Genomic DNA, 16588 nt, shown 5'->3' with positions numbered 1-16588 from the left:
GTCGGGCCAAACCGAGAGCAGGCACTTTTGCTTACTTTTGGTGCTTTTCAAAAGTAAGTCGCCGAAGGCGAAACAGTCTGCCCCCAGGCAGACGCCCTTGATCTTAAGGATCTTGAATCACTGCAAAGCATCACTCAGATGCCCCAACCCCGCCAGCTCCAACTCCTGCCGACGAATACTGTCCAGACTCACCCCCGCCCCCTGCGCATCCGGCACCGCATGCCAGACCACAAAATCCCGCTGCACATCCAGAAACAAAAAGAAATCGTTGAACAACTCCGCCTGCGAAAACCGCCGCTCCAACGCATCGCGCAACTGCTCCGGGCGCAAGGCGCGGCCCTCGATATGCAGCGCGATGCCCCAGTCCCGATGCTCACGTCGACTGACAAACGCCACGCCCGTTGCCACCGGCCAGATCGCCGCACGCTCGGCGGCGACGTGGGCATAAAACGCTGATTTTTCCGATACCCGAATCATGCTCAGTCCTTTAATGGCACCACAGTAAAATCCTGCTCATGGTCACGCTCATCAATCCCCTGACGCATGTCCGGCGGCCACCAGATCACCAGCTCCCGGTCATTGGAATCCGGCCGCTTGCACGAATAACCCGAGCACCCATGGGTGGCACACCCCGCCAGCGTGGCGGTGACCAGAAACAGCAAAAGCAAACCGCGCAGGTTCATCGTGTAGCCCCCTTGAGCAGCGAAGGTCGGTTCTGTTTGGCCTTGCTCGACACCTGCGGCTGGCGCAGGGCGATGTAGATCTCACTCTCCGCCCCCGGCTGCAACCACGCATGGGGCCAGGCGCTGACACCCATCACCCAGCGACCGCCGCAGCGGCTTTCGTCGATGCGCACCGGCTTGCTGGTGGTGTTGCGCGCCACGACCACCGCGACACCCCAATCCTTGCGGGTAAACCACTGGGAACGCTGGCGATCCATGCTCAGCCCGGCACCTGGATCACACAGGCTGTCGGCCTCGAACGGCAGGGTCTCGCCGCTGTTAAAGCCCACCGGTGTCACGCCGTCGAGCAACTGGGTGAAGGCATTCTGCACGTCGCTGCGGGTCGGTTGTTCGCCACCGTCGCGACGTTCCTTGATGCGCTTCATCTGGTCATCGACGTCGTGGGGGTTGCCGTTCTGCACGTAGCGCGCCGGGTTGATCTGATCGCCTATCAGCCGCGGCGTGAGGATGAACAGGCGCTCACGCTGATTCAGCTCGCGACTGCGGGACTGGAACAGCAGTTTGCCGATGACCGGAATGTCGCCCAGCAGCGGGATCTTGTTGACCTTGTCGGTGGTTTCCAGCCCGTGGAATCCGCCGATCACCAGGGAGCCATGCTCCGCGATCACCGCCTGGGTGCTGACATTGCCCTTGCGCACCGACGGCTGGTCTTCGTTGATTTGCGAGGTGTCGATCTGGCCGTCTTCGATGTCGACGATCAGCTGCACCTGAGATTTTCCGTTCTGGTCCAGGGAGCGCGGAATCACCTGCAAGCTGGTGCCCGCCGTGATCGGCACAATGTCCGCGACCCGCTCGGAGGTGGCGGTGAGGTATTCGGTGCGGCTGAAGTCGATCACCGCCGGCTGGTTTTCCAGGGTCAGGATCGACGGATTGCCGATCACCGACGCCGCGCCGTTGCCTTCGAGGGCATGCAGGTCTGCCGAAAACTTGCCGGCGTCCTGAATGAACAGCGTGGTGCTGGTGCCCTGCTCGAACAGGTTGGCGCCACCGCTTACGCTGCCGCCCTTGAAATTCCAGCGGCTGGACAGCTGCGCCAGTTCGTTGCGGTCGATGTCGAGAATCACCGCGTCGATCTCGATCAGGTTACGCGGCGTATCCAGTTCCTTGACCAACTTCTCGTACATCGCCCGGCGCTTGGGCAGGTCATAGATCAGCACCGAGTTGTTGCGCACGTCGGCGCTGACGCGGATCTTCGAGCGGCCCGCCGCTTCACTGGAGGAACCGCCGCGTTTGCCCTTGGCACCCAGCACCCGGTCCAGCCCCTGTTCGATGGCGCCGGTGTCAAACCCCTGGCTTTGCATGCCGCCGTAATTCAGGCCCGACGACGTGGTGCCGCCGCCCGCAGATCCCCCTGCGCCGCTCTGCCCTTGCAGCAGGTTGACGCCGTTGATGGACTCGCCACGGGAGCGGCTTTCCAGCAACTCTTGAAGAATGCTGGCGACGCCGGCGACAGTGAGTTGCTGATCGCGATAACGAATGGTGCGGTCGGCGGCGTTGGCGTACTTCAGCGGCAGGACCACGATGTCCTGCTTCTCGGCTTTTTCCGGGGCCTCGACCTTCTTGCTGTAACTGCGCACGAAGTCGACGTACTTGGCCGGACCGCGCACCAGCACCACGCCTTCGTCGGGCAATGCGCCCCAGCCGAAGCGCTTGTCCAGCAGGCCGACATCGGACAGCGCCTGCTGCAGGTCATCGACCGCCTCCGGCGACACTTCGATGCGCGCCGAGGTCTGCTCGCTGGTCGGGCTGATGTACAGGGTTTCGTTGTAGACGAACCACTGGAAGTGATGCTCCTGCCCCAGCCGGTCGAGGAATTCCTGCGGGTTCTGCGCACGAATGCGCCCGTCCAGCGTGCCCTGGATCGCCGGCATGTCGAGACCGATGCCGAATTCCTTGGCAAAGTCTGCCAGCGCAGTCGCCAGGTCGGTCTGCCGCGCATCGTATGCGTAGGCGGTGTGTTTCCAGGCGTCCGGCACCGCGGCCAGCGCCGGCGCGCCGATGCCGATCATCAGCAAAGGCAACCACATTAAGGCCTTGCGCATTTCACACTCCCGGTTGCCAGGTTCTGAGGGTCGAGCGGGACGACGAAGCGGTCGCGCTGCGAATCGAGGTTTGCATGAGGCTGAGCATCGCGGCGCGCTGATTGGCCAGGCGCTCCAGACGTTCGAGCAGTTGCGTGGGGTTGCAGGGGTCGGCGACCCAGCTGACCAACACCACGCAGCGGGTGTCGGGGTCGATGGCCAGTCCGCCCTCACAGGCACAGGCCACGCCGGCGCCGCCTTGGGTCAGCACGGCGTCGAGGCGCTGCGGGTCGCTGCCGTCGTAGGGATCGAGCACATCGAGGCTCAGGCGAATGCCGTTGCCCGACACCGCCAGTCGCGCGTTGGCGTCGTCGATCCAGCAATCCAGCGGCGCGAGCGGACGTCGCTCGCACCACTGAGCGAGGATCGCGCTGAATTCACTGAATTCCATCGATGATCGCTTTGGTGATGCCGTGTTTGGCGCGCAGCCCTTCGTTGAGAATCATGTTGGCAACGTTGGTCTGCTGCGAGGCATCGCTGAACGCCTGAAAGTCTTCCATGCTGCCGCTTTCCGAGGCGGTTTCGGCGGCGTCCTGCATGTCGTCCTGGGCGCGGGAATAGGAGTGATCGAGGTGGTTTTGCAGGGATTTGAAACTGATCATGCCGGTGGCTCCAACTGAGGGATTCACCCCCTGAGTGGAACCGGCGGCCGCTCCGGTTCCATGAACCGTCACAACCGGGTCAAGAAAAACTCATGAATGCGCCGAAGGGCCCGCGAGCCCGCGGCGCAGGCTGTCCCAGTCGATGTCGAACGCGCCATTGGCATCGCTCAGGCGCAGGGTCTGCGGCGCCAGCGCCGGGTCACCTTTTAGTTGCCAGTGATCGGCAAAGCGACTGGCCGACAACCACTCGCCGAGGCTGTCGAGCATGGCCGGATGAGCGCTGAGCACCGCCCTGGTTTCGACGGTCTGGCCGGCGGCAAGATTTCTCATCAGCGCGCGACTGCGTTCGGCGAGTGTGGTCTGGTCGAGCAACTCGGCGAGGGCTTCGTTGAGCAAGGTTTCCACAGCCTCCATGGATTCCTGCGCCAGCGCCGATCGCTGCTGCTCAAGCTGCTGCAGAAAACCGTTGGCGCTGTCCCAGAATTGCGCCAGCGCCTGATCCTTTTCCTGCTGCGCCTGAGCGTGGGCAGCGGCCAGAATCTGCTCGGCCTCTGCACGGGCGTTGTCCAGCACTTCGGCGGCGAGCACGGTACCGGCCAGGTCTTCGCGACGCAGGATGTCGGTGACCAGCACGGCGGAGGAAGACAACACGAGACGGCGCTTGGCGAGCATGTTCAGCTCCTGAATAACAATGAGGTAACTGCAAGCATCAAGGTGTCGTCACCCGCCATAACACCGAGTGCCACAGGGTTTGCAGCTTGTTCTCGGGCAGCTCGGCGCACGGTGGCGGCAAGGCATCCGGCGCCCAGGACAGGCGCAGCCGCGACCAGCAAGGCTCGCCCGCCCACGCCGCCAGCAACACCCGCGCATCCGTCACCGAAGCATCGAGCCACAACCCGGGCCGCAATGCCTTGGCCACCGCGCGGCACCAAGGCTCATGCACCTGCCCGGCGTCGTCAGCGCTGGCCTGCGTGCCCTGGCCGAAACAGATTCGGCCCGCCAGGGACAGCGCCCGCTGTTGCTGCGCTTCATCCAGTTGCAGCCATTGCATCAGCGATTCAACGGGCGGCGGCGGTTGGCTCGGGACCACACCGACGCTGTGCAGAAAGACAGTGTGGCGGGTGCCCAACAGCTCGGTGCAATCCTCGCGCGTCACGCCGCAATGCTCGGCGAACACCTCGATCCAGTCGGCGTGGGCCCACTCCCAGGGCGCACACCACCAGCGAATCCAGTGCTCCTCGGCACTGATCATTACGCCCGCACCGGCATGCTCGTCCGGGCACTGCGGCGCAGGCCGATGCGTTGCAACAGCGCATTGCGCCAGTCGCCGCGCAGAATCAACACGATCACGGCAATCAGCAGCAGCGCGGCAAACGGCGCGAGCCACAGCATGCGATTCCAGAAGTCGACATTGGCGCTGTCCACCAGAAACGGCCCGAAATTCACCAGCCGTTCGGTGTCCTGAAACTCCGCCGCCGGCACGAACACGATGGCGAATTTCTTCGAATCCAGCGGCTCACCGGACATACCGGGAATGCTGCTGGCGACCATTTGCTGAATACGCCCACGCACGCTGTCGGGGTCGAGGGCCGCGGTGTGTTTGATGAACACCGCCGCCGACGCAGGCTGCACCGGCTCGCCCGGCGCGATGCGTTCGGGCAGCACGACATGCACGCGGGCGACGATCACGCCGTCGATCTGCGACAGCGTTGCTTCCAGCTCCTGGGACAAGGCGTAGATGTACCGCGCACGCTCTTCCAGCGGCGTGGAAATCACCCCTTCCTTCTTGAAGATTTCACCCAGGCTGGTGCGCGAACGGCGCGGCAGGCCGGCGGCATCGAGGATGCGCACCGCGCGATTGATCTCGGCGGTCGGCACGCTGATCACCACGCCGGTCTTCTCGCTGCGCTTGCGCGCGTCGATGTGCTGGTCGGCGAGGCTGGCGATCACGTCATTGGAATCCTGCTCGGACATCCCGGTGAACAGGTCTGTGTCATCGCTGCACCCGCTGAGCAACAGCATCAGGCAGATCAGTCCCGCAGTCAGGTAGTTCACGGCATGCCTCTACTGCAGGTTGGTCAGCTTATCGAGGGCCTGGGCGCTCTTGCTGACGACTTTGGTGGTCAGCGCCATCTGCAGCGAGTACTGCGACAGCGACCGACTCATCTGGGAAATTTCCAGCGGGTCGTCGGTGGTGGACGCCCGTTTCATCTTGCGCGCCGCTTGCTGCGAGAGCTTGTCGGTGGCGCCAAGACGTTCCGACAACGCACTGGCAATCTGTTCGGACAAATGGCTCTGCTGCATCGACAGTTCAGGGCGCATGGCGGCGTTGAACAGATCGACGTCCGCCTGCGAAGGCCCGCTGACCAATCCCTGATCCAGGCGCGGCTCAAGATCGGTGGACGGCGATTTGAGTTGGTTGACATTGGAAAGGGTCACGGGCGATCTCCGGCAGACGGTGTCGATGCGTACGGTTTGCTTCAGGAAAGGGTGTTGCTGTTGCTACCGCCGCCCACCAGCGCCGAGACGAGGGCGGAAGCAGCCTGGGCCAGCGTGTTTTGCTGATCGTGTTGGGCGAACGGGTTTTGCCCACCTGCGCCATTGACGCCGGCACCGTTCTGTTCAGCTTCGAGCCCTTTCTTGATCAGGCCGCTGAGCAGTTGGCCCAGGTCCTGGGTCACGCTGTTGCCGGCACCGCCGGACTGAGAGGCATCGTTCATTGGCGTGCCGAGGCCGCCGCCAACACTGGCGTTGACGCCCTTCTGCAGGAGGTCGCCCAGCAGTTGGCCGAGGTCCTGATTCACGCTGTTCGGGGTCTGCGCAGCGCCGCCCGATGGATCGGCGGGAGAAAGGCTGCTGACCGGATTACCCAATGGCGATCCGCCGCCGGCATCACTGACGCCGTTCTGTTGCTGACCGAGCTGACTGCCCAGCGAATCCAGTGCAGAGCGAAATGCAGCCGTTTCTTTGCCGTCGAGGAAGTTGTCGCCCTCGGCCGTGAGTTCATTCTTCCAGGAGCCCGAGTCCGGCGCCGGAAATTTCTGCGGATCCTGGGCCGTGCGCTGGTCCATGAATTCGGCGATTTTTTCCAGCAGCGGCATGTCGCCCTTGGAGAAGGTGGTGCCGCTGTCCGTCTTGGTCAGCAGATCATCCAGAGACGCCTTGGCCAGACCGTTGAGGGTCTGCGACATCAGGTCCGGCGCGCCGGCGCCCGCCTGGCCCGCATCGGCGGCAGCACCAAAGTTTTCGCCCAGCTTGTCTTTGATCAGGTCGCCCAGTGCGGCCTTGATCATGTCCGGACTGCCACCGGCCAGTGACGCCAGCGGGTTGTTCTTCTCCATCTGCTTGCCGACCATCTGGCCCAGCGGCGATTCCTTGTCCAGGTGCCCGCCTTTGGTCAGCGCCTGAGCGAGTTGGTCGATGACGTCCTTGAGCGACTGCGGGGTCTTGTCGCCGCCCAGCGCTGGTTGGGTCGCCACGGTGCCGATGTGCAGGTTCTGCATCGGATTGGTATTGGCATTGAGACTTAGCATGAAACCTCCCTCCTCAGGTGGATGCCCCCGTTTTCAGGGGGCGCTCGGACCGATCAGTAGCTGATGCCCTTGGCGTTCTGCGCCTCGGCACTGATCGCCTTGTTGGCGCTGTCTTCCTTGCCGGAACGGATAGCGCTGAGGACGTCGTTGGTCTGCTTGCGGATGTCGGCTTCGGTCTGCATGGCAATCAGGCGCGCCTGGCTTGCATCGGACTTTTCGGTGGCGGCGTTTTGTGCAGCTTCGGCCTTGGAAGGGGCGGCGGACTCGGTGATCTGGTTTTCCTGCTTGACATTGGTCACAGCGCTGGCGGCTTGCTGAGTCATTTGCCCGCCCGCATTGATAGCGCTGTTGGCCAAACCACCGACCATTGAGATTGGATTCATGTCGAACACTCCTGAGTCATCACCAGCGAAAGTGCTTGGTGCCAATGGGTGGCCCGGACCTCAGGATCGGTTCCGCCAGTTGCTCAATAAAATTCGGGGTGGGCGGGGACGCTGCGTATTCGGCTGTGTGGACGGAGGGTGTGCCAGCCAGAGGCAGCGGGTCGCGCAGGTCAGACGTCGAGTTCTTTCATACGGTGATAGAGCGTGCGACGGGGGATGTCGAGCTCCTGGCTCACGGCCTCGACGCTGTTGTTGTGGCGCTTGAGCGCCGCCTGGATCAGGGCTTTTTCGATCACCCGCAACTGCGATTTGAGGCCCGACGATTCGCCCTCATCGCTGGCCTCCCCGCCCAGCAGCGGAAAGCCCATGACGTGGCGCTTGGCCGCGGATTTCAGTTCGCGGATGTTGCCCGGCCAGTCGTGGTTGAGCAGGACGTGGCGCAGCACACCAGTGGTTTCGGGCAACGGAATACCTGATTCCTGCGCCGCAGCCTCCGCGAAACGGGCGAACAGCGGCAGGATGCGTGCTCTCTGCTCGCGCAGCGGCGCCAGGGTCACGGTCAGGACGTTCAGGCGGAAATACAGGTCTCGGCGAAAACGTCCCTGCTCGACCATCTCGTCGAGGGAGCGCTGGGCCGAGGCGATGACGCAGACGTCCAGCGCAATCGGCGTTGTCGAGCCGAGCCGCTCGACGGAGCGCGTTTCCAGCACCCGCAGGAGTTTGGCTTGCAGGCTCAGGGGCATGCTGTCGATCTCGTCGAGGTACAGCGTGCCGCCCTGGGCCGCTTCGATGTAGCCGACCCGCGCCCGATCAGCGCCGGTGTAGGCGCCGCTGACCACGCCGAACAGCTCGCTCTCGGCCAAGGATTCCGGGATGGCCGCGCAGTTCATCGCGACCAGCCGGCCCTTGCGACCGGACAGCGCGTGAATCCGGCTGGCGACGGTGTCCTTGCCAGTGCCGGTTTCGCCTGACAGTAGCAGGTCGATCCCCAACTGACCGAGACTGCGGGCCACCACCCGCAGGTTCGGCACCTGATGGTCGTCTTCCAGTTGCTCATCGAATAACTCGTACACACTCATCCACGACCTCTGGTATTTCAGGGTTACGCGACATTGGCTGCGCGAGATTGGCTGCGAGGCGTCCATTGCGAAACAGCGCGCTTGGTGGGGCAGGTATTTGTGGGACTCTGGGCAGAACTCGCGTTTGTAGGACCGGCTTTAGCCGGGAAGACGTCAGGCGTCACACCACACATCTCATGCCGTTCACACCGGCCTCTTCCCGGCTAAAGCCGGTCCTACGAAATCGCCGCTTCATCCGGGAAGGCGTCAGGCGTTACACCGCAAATCTTATGCCGCTCACACCGGCCTCTTCCCGGCTGAAGCCGGTCCTACGAAATCGCCGCTTCTTCGGCATCGTTCATGCCCAGCTCTTTCATTCGGTGATACAAAGTGCGCCGGGGAATTTCGAGCTCCTGCACCACCGCTTCCAGGCTGTGTTTGTGACGCTTGAGTGCGTCTTCGATGAGCATCCTCTCGATGACGCGCAGCTGGGTCTTCAGGCCGGTTTCCAGATCACGATCCGCGGTCGCATCGCCGCCCAGCAGCGGGAAGCCCAGCACAAACCGTTTGGCGGCAGACTTCAGTTCGCGAATATTGCCGGGCCATGAATGGCTGAGGAGCAGCTGTACCAGACGATTGTCCAGCTCGGCGACCGGGCAGCCGAAATCGGCGGCGACTTGCTGGGTGAACTGGTCGAACAACGGCAGGATCTGTTCGCGACGCTTGCGCAAGGCTGGCATTTGAATGGTCAGCACATTGAGCCGAAAAAACAGGTCACGACGAAAAAGCCCTTGTTCCACGAGTTCATCCAGAGGGCGCTGCGCCGAGGCGATGACCCGAAGGTCCACCGGAATGAAATCGGTCGACCCCAATCGCTCGATGCCCCGGGTTTCCAGAATCCGCAGCAGCTTGGCCTGCAGGCTCAGCGGCATGCTGTCGATCTCGTCCAGGTACAGCGTGCCGCCGCAGGCCGCTTCGATGTACCCCTCCCGTGACCGATTGACGCCGGTGTACGCGCCATTCACAACCCCGAACAACTGACTCTCCGCAAGGGATTCCGGAATAGCCGCGCAGTTCATGCCAATGAAAGAACCTGTCCGACCGGACAAGTCATGAATACGTTTGGCCAGCGTATCCTTGCCTGTTCCAGTCTCCCCGCACAGCAGCAAATCCATACTCAGGTTTGCGGTATTCAATGCTATTTGCTGGATATCCAGCGCCACATTTTCGGGCTGACAGGAACAGTCGCTTACATCGATTTCTTCTTTCATCGATACCTCTCGTAGTGGGAGCAAGCGATTTATTAATACCACGCATTCCAAAGGCAGCAATAATTAAATTTAGTTCCCCAACGCGCTGAGACTTACTTCACAACGCCTCAGTGATAGCACTTTGACTTTATTGACGACGACAACTAATCATCCACAAAACATTCAAACGACTATTTAAAATCGTCCCTTGCCCCCGACTGGACGATGACTTACGCGTGCTGCCAAAAGCCCGGCCCGCCTGACGCCTGCATCACAATAGCTTAACAATCATCAGGTTATGCTCTGCCATGGTGCGTTCCCTCTTGCTCTGTCTGGTCGCCTCCCCTGTCGGGTGGCTGTTGACGCTCTAGCACGCTTATTCAATCAGCTTCAAACTTACTGTCATTTATCATGCGCGCCCGGCCGCGGCCTGATAAATATCCACTTGCACCCGCTATTAACAAGCACCCACTTTCTCGCCAGACTTATATATCACCCTCCCCCGAGAACTTATATAAGCGGACGTGCACACTTAAAGTTGCCGAACCACTTGCAGACTGCCTGTTAGTTTCAAAGACTGTTAGTTTAACTCCGTTCGGAAATCCGACCGTTTCAACTCGGTTTTCCGAACACGCTTTACTGTACTCTCGCGTATAGGTCCAGACCCCTTGAATTTAGGGGGTCGGGCATTACGCCTCTCCTCATCTGGACTATTAAAAGCAAAGCAAAGGTTTGCGCATCCCTGCAGATCCGATAATAGGATCCAACTAACCGTTGCCGCGAAAGATGGCTTATCGGCTGAGCTGACAGAACCAAGGCTCCCGTCAACCTGTCGAGGCGGATGTTTCTAATTGTGTCTTAAGGCGGCAGCTGGCCGGGATGTATCAGCGCTTTTACACAACACCCGAAAAGTTCGGTGAAATTTTCGTTAATTGATTGCTTGAATACGTCTGACCCGGCTGGCGCAGATAGATGGGCGGTGAAGAGCAGGCGCGCCGATGTGTATCCGCACCGACATACGCCGGACCCATTGCTGCCAAAAATGGGCCCGAGGCGGACAACCTCGCGGCTGAAACGGTGCGTCAGGGACGCACGATCCCCGCTGACGCGGTGGCCGTGCTGACCGCCAGTGCCTCGTTACCGTGCATGACGTCGTCGGTCATCCTGCCCAGGGTGGCGGAAAGCTGCTCGAACTGGTCGCGCGGCACCAGCAGGCGAGAGGGTCCGTCGACGGTTTTTTTGCGCAGGAACGCCGGATTGAGGTTCAACAATACCGAGCGATCAATGCCGGCACTGACGGCGAGGCGTTCCAGGTCCACCGGCCGCGCCAGCTCCAGCACGGTGAAATACGGCGCATTGGCCACCGGGCTGAGCTTCACGCCATAGGTCTCGGGGTCGCGCACCAGCAACGACAGCGCCAGCAAGCGCGGCACGTAATCCTGGGTTTCCTTCGGCAGGCTCAAGTGCCAGTAATCGGTGGGCAAACCTTTTCGCTGGTTGGCGTCGATGGCCCGGCTCACCGTGCCCTCCCCTGCGTTATACGCCGCCATCGCCAGCAGCCAGTCGCCGCCGAACTGAGTGTGCAGCCGGGTCAGGTAATCCATCGCCGCTTTGCTGGACGCCACTACGTCGCGACGGCCGTCATACCAGGCGGTCTGGCGCAGGTCGAAATCGCGCCCGGTGGCGGCCATGAACTGCCACAGCCCGGCCGCGTCACGGATCGAGTTGGCTGTGGGGTTGTAGGCGCTTTCGATGATCGGCAACAGGGCCAGCTCCGCCGGCATTGCGCGCTGATCCAGGGTTTCGACGATGAAGTGCAGATACGGGCTGGCCCGCTGACTGGCATTGCGGATGAAGCCTGCGTTGCCCAGCAGCCAGTCGCGCTGCCGCACAATGCGCTCGTTGACGCCATTGTCGTCGGCCAGACGGAAATCCTGCCCTATCCGCTGCCAGATATCACTGCCGTCATAGGGTAGCGTCGGCCGCGAGTACGCAACCGGCTCAACGCTGCGATTGAGCCCCGCCACCAGGCGCGGCGTGCGTTCGGTACTCGCCTCGGGCGGGCCGTAGGACTGGCACCCGGCACACAACATCGCAACAGTCAGTGAAGCGATGCGCATCGGAAGAACGACACGCAAAGCGCCCGAATACGGGCGGGAGGCAGGCGGCATTGGAGGTCATCCTGAGAAGTTTATGCTGTGTGGCACGGGCGCTGGAACGGTTCCGTGGCAGAAGGCTGAATACCGGGAAAACCGCGCTCCGGCCGGATGAAAAAACGCCGGCCGGACCGGGTCATCGACGCAATCAGGTCGGGCGATAGCTGCCCGCGCCTGGCGCCGCCATGCCGCGCAATGACGGCGTGTCGCGCTCGGCAGTCAGTTGCCCCTCAAGTTTGTAACCGACCGGCGACTGCTGAGCTTCGGCGTAGTCGAACGTGATCTCGCCGCGCAGTCGCTCGACGCTCAGGTTGCTGCCACTGCGAAAGTTCGTCCAAACCCCCGGCAGGGTGAACGAGTCTTCCTTGGCCGCGTTGCGAAAGACCGAGATGCTCTTGATGCGCAGATTTTGCTCGTCGTCCAGAATCTGCTTCAAGGCCGCGTCGTTGAGCGTCCCGGCGATGGCCATCTGATCAATCTCGGCCTTGGCGTCGTCCGTCACTTCCAGTTTGATCTCCGCGCGGGTAGTGCCCTTGCGGTCCTGAAGCTCCTTGATCAGCCCGGCCAGTTGCGGGTCCTGATTCATCAACCCGGCGATTCTCTCGGCATTGCCCGAATTGGTCGTCCCCCCCAGCCAGGCGCGCACCGGATCGGTGGCGCGCTTGCTATTGCTGGCGCGGTCGATGCGGTTGACGTTGCTCTGTTTGGTGGTGAAATCCATGGTCGTCATCAGCCGGGTGTTCTGATCCGCCGCCTTGTCCTGGCGCTGGGTCTGGCTGAGGCTGTTGAGCGCGGCGTACTGGGCGTTGGTCAACGGCTCGGCGGGCGGAATCGTCACGGCGGCATAGGTCGAGGCCAGCGCGTCCAGTTGCGCCTTTGCGTCCTTGCCCGAGAGGTCCGGCGCATCGATCAGCGGAAACGCCTTTTCCAGCGTACTGGCCAGCGCTTTGGTCTCGGCCGGCAGCAACGGCAAGGTGTCCTTGAAACGGATATCAAACGCTTTGCCGGTCTTGTTTTCCACCACGACGCTGGCGGTGACACCCGTTGGCACCCCGCCGGACAGAAACACGTGGTTAGGCTGCGAGCTGAAAGCAGCATCGAACAACCGCGCGTAAGCGGTGGCGCCGCCCTTCTCCAGAAAACGCACCCTGTTGTCGGTGCGGATATCGGTGCGCAAACCGTCCGACCCTCGTCCTTTCACCCGCTCGCGCTCGTAGCTGGCCAGGTTGGCGGTGCCCACGGCGCCAGCCGAAAGACGCATGAACCCCTTGACCGGCTTCGCGCCTATCTGCCCTGCGTTGAGCCGGTACTCGGCGCCGAGGTTCAGGTCGACATCGGCGTTGTGCTTGGTGCCGATGCGCAGTTCCTGCTCGGAGCTTTCGTCCAGGAAAGACAGTGGATGCAGCCGGCTGGCCACCGCCCCCTGCGCGTCGCTACTCTTTTGCAAGGGTGTGCTGGTCAGGTCCCGCACGAAGCCTTCGATGTCCTCGTCGCGCACGAAGAAACTCAGCGCGTTGCTCTGGGTGTATTTGTATTTGAGGTCGGCGCTGACGCCCATCCAGCTGCCGTTCTGTATCAGGTTGGCGGAAGTGTCCTGTTTCGGCGCGGCGTGATCGGCAAACCCGGCACCGAAGCCAATGTTGCCGCCGCCCGCCACGGCGCCGTCGCGGTTCATCGAGACCTTCAGCCCGCGCTCGTAGCGGGTGAAGGTCAGGCCGTAGGTGCGCTCCGGCTCGACGTTGACCCGCCCGCCCAGATACGCAGCCCCCGTGACCGGACCACTGACCCCGGCGTTGACGTTGCCGGCATAGTTGCGGCTGATTTTCAGGTTCTCCCGGGGTTTGAGCTGACGCAGTGCCGTGCTCAGTTCTTCGCTCATGCGCTCGGGCGGGACGTCCATCCCGGCGCGCAGGTTCTGCGTCATCGGGTGCTTTTCATCGCGGAAGTATTTGAGCATGGTCTTGCTGGCGTCGTAGCTGGCCTCGAGTTCCGTGTGGCTGCGGAATCCGGCGTCGGTGTATTTCTTCAGCGGCGCGTTGGCGTATTCCTTAGCGTACGTCTGTTCCAGGGTGTTCGCCACGCCATCGAGCAGCGCGTTCGACGTATTGCCTTCGCGGGCGGCGGCCGTGAGCAGATCAAGCTGTTGATTCAACTGAAAGAGCACATCGGCGTTGAGCGCCAGCCGCGCTTTTACCAGCCCCTGGGCATCGCCCCGGTCGCGATCACCCTCGGGCTTGCGATGGCCGACCTGAAAGCGTTGGGAGGTCAGCTGTTCAAGCAACGCGTTCAACGGTGTGTCGGTTACGCCGGAAACCGCCAAGGAGTGTGCCAGCCCGGCCACCATGTCGTTGGCAACCGGTTTTGACGGCGTGAACGCGGGATTGTCCTGACCATCGCTGTTCAGTACGCCATGGTCTTGAGCCAGCGAGCGCAGCAGCCGCTCGGTGTCTTCGGTCACGGCTTGGGTGGCCTTCTCGATCACGTCGGTCAGCAGGTCAGCCTTGGGGTTGTTGATGAACGCGCCGTTGCCGCGAATCTGCTCCAGTCGCGCGCTCATCGCCGGGACCCTGGCAGTGGGCCTCATCCTCCAGCGTTGATCCAGTCGCGCCAGCATGTCGGATTCGTTTTGATAGACATCCGCCAGGCCTTTGCGGCCCTTGAAAACATGGGTGGCCTTGTCGAACGGCTTGCGCAGGCCCGACCCGAGGCGAAGGTGCGACCTCAGGTAGTTAAATGGGCCGGGCGTGGCTTCCTTGGGCGTGACCGTTTCCATGTTGGCCCGGCCCAGCACGGCGGCGTTGACCTTGAGGTTGCCGTGGCGGGTGAACCCACCGAGGGCGTGCTCGCGTTCGGCCAGGCGTTGATGCAAATCATGCTGTCGGGTCAGTTTGGCGGGCTGGGCAGGCGCTGCGGTGAGGGTGCCATCGGCGTTCAACTGCTGTTCGGTGTCGCCATGTTTCACGAGCAGGGCGCCACCGGGGGCAGTGCGAATGCTGTCCAGCGAGACACCCGCTGGCAGATTCGGCTCAACCAGGGCCCAGGCGGACTCATCCTGATGATGAACCCCCAAGCCCTCCTTGCCGCCCTGCCAGTGTTTCGCCTCCATGCGAAACAACGCGCCGGCCTTGAGCACGTAGAGGTCGCCGCCTGCGATGGTCATGTCCTGGATATGACGTTGGTCCACCTCATGGGGATCGGGAATGCCCAGTGTCTCGTCGTCGCCAAAGCCCGGCAACGGCGGAAGTGCCTGGCGCGTGCCTTTCTGGTCGTGGCTGCGCAGATGTCCGTCGCTCAGGGTGACGTATCGATCATCGTTGAGCACCGCGATTTTTTCTGCGACGACATCGTGGGCGCCACGCAACGTTGCGCCCGCTTTCACCTCAGTGCCATGCCCGGTGGTGAGGTCCGGTCCGCTGCCCATCGTCCTCGACAACGCTTGGGCCTGCACGGCCAGACGCTTGACCGCGCCTTCTTTGTCGACCACATACGCGAAGCCGTCATTGCCTTGATGCAGGTCCTGCAGATCCGACTCCGAACCCTTGCTCCACGCATCGGTTCTCGGGTCGTTCACCAGCAGTTGGCCGTTTTTGTGCGCCACGCTGCCGCCATCCAGGTGAATCACCTCGTGGGGATCGGGGACCAGCGCCGGCAAATTCTTCTGCCTGACCACCGCCGTGGACTGGCTGAGGTTCCAGCCCGGCACGAAATCACCCTTGGTTGCGTCCCATTGAGCGGTGTGCTCCTTGCCATGGGCGTCCTTGAACCGCGCGTTCAGATTGCCGGCCTGGTCATTGAACAGACCGCTGAAGGTCAGCTTGCCAAACTCCGCGACCGCCAACTCCCTCGCGGCGTGGGGCTGTAGATTCAGTGTGTCCGGCCACTGGTCACCGGTGGGCAACCGACCTTTGTACAACCGCCCACCGCCGTCGACCATCAGCAAATGCGGCCCGGCGACGCCGATGGCTGAAGGCTTGTCGGTTTTTTTTTCACCCAATGGCGCGCCGTTGAGAGTCAGCTCCGTGGAGCGACCTTCCGGTTCCTCCAGATGAACGGCCCCGTCGTGCGACGACACACCCAGCAACTCATCGTCACGGACCGCCGTCGCACTCACCGGATGGGCAAACATCACGCGCGTTGGCTGACCGTCGCCCAGCTTCCAGACAACGCCTGTTTCATCGAGGGCGTGGACATCGCCGCCATCAAGGCTCAATGATTTGAACTTGCCCTCGTGGCCATCGGGCACGCCGGCGGCGTGCCAACCGGCGTCGCCGCCAAAGCGAAAAAGCTGCTTGTCATGAAGGGTCCAGACGTCCCTGCCAGCACCTTCGAAGATGCCGTTTTTCTGAGCCAGATGCCCCTTGTCGAAGGGTATCGCCGGCGCCACGCCGCCCGTGCGATGAGGCCTGGAAGCAACATAGGCATGGACCGTATGCGCGGACGCGTCGGCCCTGACGGCAAAGCCCTGGGCGTCGATCAACTGACCGCCCGGATGCTTTGTAAACGACTGGCCCGGCTTGTTGAGGATCTCGCTCAACAGACGCTGTTCGTTGTCCAGCCCTCCAATGAGCCCCTTATCGCTGACCTCCACACGCCCTTGAGCATTGACCGCCAGGTCGAGACGCGTCAGCGGGTCTAACGGCTGCAGGGCAACGCCGGGGTTTTGCCCGGCGGCGGGCTGCTGCGGGCCGTCATGGCGGCGAAAGACTGAGGCACCGAAGTGTTGAAGCGATCGCAACGGGTTATCAAAGCGCATGAGAAGACATCCATGGAAGCGTCCGCCTG

At 62.3% G+C, this 16588-nt stretch carries 14 protein-coding genes and 1 pseudogene; all 15 read right to left on the bottom strand.

Translation table 11 applies throughout. The features are described from left to right. Positions 1 to 117 precede the first annotated feature (117 nt). Positions 118 to 477 (bottom strand): type III secretion protein HrpV, encoded by a 360-nt coding sequence (locus EC919_RS26495; protein ID WP_133777278.1) that lies wholly within the window; start codon positions 475 to 477, stop codon positions 118 to 120. 2 nt (positions 478 to 479) lie between these two features. Continuing rightward, complete coding sequence (gene hrpT, locus EC919_RS26490; RefSeq protein WP_074891941.1) at positions 480 to 683, bottom strand: HrpT family type III secretion system protein; 204 nt, start codon at positions 681 to 683, stop codon at positions 480 to 482. After that, positions 680 to 2785, bottom strand: coding sequence for a type III secretion system outer membrane ring subunit SctC (sctC, locus tag EC919_RS26485; protein ID WP_133777276.1), 2106 nt, complete (start codon positions 2783 to 2785; stop codon positions 680 to 682). Before sctC ends, hrpT begins: the two co-directional genes overlap by 4 nt. 1 nt (position 2786) lies before the next feature. Beyond that, positions 2787 to 3215, bottom strand: coding sequence for a type III secretion protein (locus EC919_RS26480; RefSeq protein WP_133777275.1), 429 nt, complete (start codon positions 3213 to 3215; stop codon positions 2787 to 2789). After that, positions 3202 to 3426: a type III secretion protein gene (locus tag EC919_RS26475; protein ID WP_133777273.1), complete on the bottom strand. Its 225-nt coding sequence runs from the start codon at positions 3424 to 3426 to the stop codon at positions 3202 to 3204. Before EC919_RS26475 ends, EC919_RS26480 begins: the two co-directional genes overlap by 14 nt. A 90-nt stretch (positions 3427 to 3516) precedes the next feature. Beyond that, positions 3517 to 4098: a type III secretion system stator protein SctL gene (sctL, locus tag EC919_RS26470; protein WP_133777271.1), complete on the bottom strand. Its 582-nt coding sequence runs from the start codon at positions 4096 to 4098 to the stop codon at positions 3517 to 3519. Between the two features lie 37 nt (positions 4099 to 4135). After that, a complete protein-coding gene (locus EC919_RS26465; protein ID WP_133777269.1) occupies positions 4136 to 4678 on the bottom strand; it encodes a type III secretion protein in 543 nt (180 codons plus the stop codon). Continuing rightward, on the bottom strand, positions 4678 to 5481 hold the full coding sequence (gene sctJ, locus EC919_RS26460) for a type III secretion system inner membrane ring lipoprotein SctJ (RefSeq protein ID WP_133777267.1): 804 nt from the start codon (positions 5479 to 5481) through the stop codon (positions 4678 to 4680). The genes EC919_RS26465 and sctJ overlap by 1 nt, the downstream gene beginning before the upstream one ends. Before the next feature lie 9 nt (positions 5482 to 5490). Further along, positions 5491 to 5865, bottom strand: coding sequence for a type III secretion system inner rod subunit SctI (sctI, locus tag EC919_RS26455; protein WP_065989211.1), 375 nt, complete (start codon positions 5863 to 5865; stop codon positions 5491 to 5493). Between the two features lie 41 nt (positions 5866 to 5906). Then, positions 5907 to 6959, bottom strand: a complete 1053-nt coding sequence (locus EC919_RS26450; RefSeq protein WP_133777265.1) for a harpin HrpZ family protein — start codon at positions 6957 to 6959, stop codon at positions 5907 to 5909. Positions 6960 to 7012: 53 nt separating this feature from the next. After that, the gene (locus EC919_RS26445) at positions 7013 to 7342 is read right to left on the bottom strand and encodes a hypothetical protein (RefSeq protein ID WP_133777263.1); all 330 of its coding nucleotides are present in this window, start codon (positions 7340 to 7342) and stop codon (positions 7013 to 7015) included. A gap of 170 nt (positions 7343 to 7512) precedes the next feature. Beyond that, entirely contained in the window at positions 7513 to 8421 is a 909-nt protein-coding gene (locus EC919_RS26440; RefSeq protein ID WP_133777261.1) for a sigma 54-interacting transcriptional regulator, read from the bottom strand. Positions 8422 to 8729: 308 nt separating this feature from the next. Continuing rightward, positions 8730 to 9671 carry a sigma 54-interacting transcriptional regulator gene (locus EC919_RS26435; RefSeq protein ID WP_133777259.1) on the bottom strand — a complete coding sequence of 314 codons (942 nt, stop codon included), beginning with the start codon at positions 9669 to 9671 and terminating at the stop codon, positions 8730 to 8732. Positions 9672 to 10735: 1064 nt separating this feature from the next. Continuing rightward, a pseudogene (locus EC919_RS26430) lies at positions 10736 to 11821 on the bottom strand (transglycosylase SLT domain-containing protein); the annotation flags it as partial. A 133-nt stretch (positions 11822 to 11954) separates the two neighbouring features. Further along, entirely contained in the window at positions 11955 to 16559 is a 4605-nt protein-coding gene (locus tag EC919_RS26425; RefSeq protein ID WP_133777255.1) for an AvrE-family type 3 secretion system effector, read from the bottom strand. Positions 16560 to 16588: the final 29 nt, after the last annotated feature.

Origin of the sequence: Pseudomonas graminis (assembly GCF_004364335.1) — a bacterium.
Taxonomy (GTDB): domain Bacteria; phylum Pseudomonadota; class Gammaproteobacteria; order Pseudomonadales; family Pseudomonadaceae; genus Aquipseudomonas; species Aquipseudomonas graminis_D.
The sequence above is the reverse complement of the archived record's forward strand: the minus strand, read 5'-3'. Positions and strand labels throughout refer to the sequence as shown.